2 protein-coding genes are annotated in these 2,122 nt (G+C 72.3%); both read left to right on the top strand.

Translation table 11 applies throughout. The features are described 5' to 3' along the window. Nucleotides 1–431: 431 nt before the first annotated feature. Nucleotides 432–1,082, top strand: coding sequence for an L-threonylcarbamoyladenylate synthase (locus ACWDN5_RS46695; RefSeq protein WP_310967035.1), 651 nt, complete (start codon nucleotides 432–434; stop codon nucleotides 1,080–1,082). Nucleotides 1,083–1,156: 74 nt separating this feature from the next. Then, nucleotides 1,157–2,122 (top strand): glycosyltransferase family 4 protein (locus ACWDN5_RS46690; protein ID WP_449680787.1); only part of this gene is annotated, 966 nt, incomplete at its 3' end.

The following is a 2,122-nucleotide window of genomic DNA, read 5'->3' as shown; positions in this document are numbered from 1 at the left end:
GTTTTTATTTTGTTTTCTATTCCTTTGGGGGGGCCGCTATTGAATATTTCGGGACGTGGGAGGTCCCGAATGAGTCATTCGCGACCTTCGGCTGGCCGGCCTCGCCGGGTGTTGTGGACAACTGCGGCCGGGTGCGCCGGGAGCGCCGGGAACTGTCGGTGTGAGCCGGTAGCGTGGAAAACGGGGGGCGCCCCCGCGGCCTGGGGCCGCGATGCCCGCCGGGCCTGGGGCTGCGATGCCCGCCGGGCCCGGGCTCCAATGCCTGCCCGGCCCGGGGCCGCGATGCCCCCCGGCCCGAAGCCGCAATACCCGCCGGACCCCTGAGCCGCATGCCCGCCCGCCCCGGCCCCAACACCCACCGAGCCGCTGCCCGCCCACCCGGTGTGACGCGGCGAACGTCCCCCAAGGGCGCCGGACTACTCTTGGCGCCCATGAGCGTGGTCTACGACTGCAGCAAGCGGGAGACCCGGGCCGATGGGCTGGCCGCCGCCGCCGGGGCGGTGCGGTCGAGCCGGCTCGTCGTGCTGCCGACCGATACCGTCTACGGGATCGGGGCCGATGCCTTCGACGCCGGCGCCGTTCAAGCGCTGCTGCGGGCCAAGAACCGCGGCCCGGACATGCCCGTCGGGGTGCTCGTCGGGTCCTGGTCCACTGTGGACGGGCTGGTGCTCGGGGTGCCGCCGCAGGCGCGGGCGCTCATCGAAGCCTTCTGGCCCGGCGATCTCTCCATCGTGCTGCCGCACGCGCCGAGCCTGCAGTGGAACCTCGGCGACGCCCGCGGCACCGTCATGCTGCGGATGCCGCTGCACCCCGTGGCCCTCGAACTGCTGCGGGACGTCGGCCCGATGGCCGTCTCGAGCGCGAACGTCTCCGGGCGCCCTCCGGCCAGCACCGCGCAGGAGGCGCAGGAACAGCTCGGCGACTCGGTCGCGGTGTACCTCGACGGCGGCTCGAGCGGCGAGCCCGTCGCGTCGAGCATCGTGGACCTGACCGGCACCGAACCGGTCGTGCTGCGCGAGGGCTCGGTGAGCAAGGACGCCATCGCGGAGGTGCTCGGTGTGCCCGCGGAATCGTTGGCCTGAAGCCGGATCACGGCGGAAACCGCGACACGATAGCGTGTCGCGGGTGACCCCGACCCCGCGAGCGTGACGTCCCCGTGCCGCCCACATCCGGTCTCCTCCCCATCCGGGAATACCTCCTCGTCGCGCTGACCGCGACGGCCGTGACCTACCTGCTCACCGGCGTCGTGCGCCGGGTCGCGATCCGGGTCGGCGCGATCGCCAACCCGCGCGCCCGCGACGTGCACGTCGCCCCGATCCCGCGGATGGGCGGGGTCGGCATCTACCTCGGCGTCGCCGGCGCGATGGGCCTGGCCCACCAGCTGCCCGCGCTGTCGCACGGCTTCGACGCCTCCTTCGACTCGGTCGGCGTGCTGCTCGCCGCCGGCGTGATCTCGCTGATCGGCGCGCTCGACGACCGGTTCGAACTGGATGCCTGGACGAAGCTGGCCGGCCAGGTCATGTGCGCCGGGATCCTGGTCATCTTCGGCGTGCAGTGGGTGTCGTTCTGGGTGCCGTGGGGCGGCACCGGCGGCTCGTTCGGCTCGGTGCTGGTGCTCGACAAGAACCAGGGTGCGCTGCTCACCGTCGTGATGGTCGTCGTCATGGTCAACGCGATGAACTTCGTCGACGGCCTCGACGGGCTGGCCGGCGGCCTCGGCTTCATCGCCGCCGCCGCCACCTGCGCCTTCTCGCTCGGCCTGCTCGACAGCTCCGGCGGTGACGTCGGCACCTACCCGCCCGCGCTGATCGCCGCCACCCTCGCCGGCGCCTGTCTGGGCTTCCTGCCGTACAACTTCCAGCCCGCCAAGATATTCATGGGCGACTCCGGCTCGATGATGATCGGCCTGATGCTCGCCGGCGCGACGACGTCGGCGTCCGGGCGCGTGCCGTACCCGCAGTTCAGCGGCAAGGACGCGATCGCGCTCCTCTCGCCGCTGGTCGTCGTGGCGGCGGTGCTGTTCGTGCCGATGCTCGACCTGATCATGGCGGTCGTCCGGCGCACCCGCCGTACGTCCCGGAGGGCACCCAGGTGCCGCCCGAGGTCGCGGAGCACGACCCGC

This window comes from Amycolatopsis sp. NPDC003731, assembly GCF_053586895.1.
The sequence above is the reverse complement of the archived record's forward strand: the minus strand, read 5'-3'. Positions and strand labels throughout refer to the sequence as shown.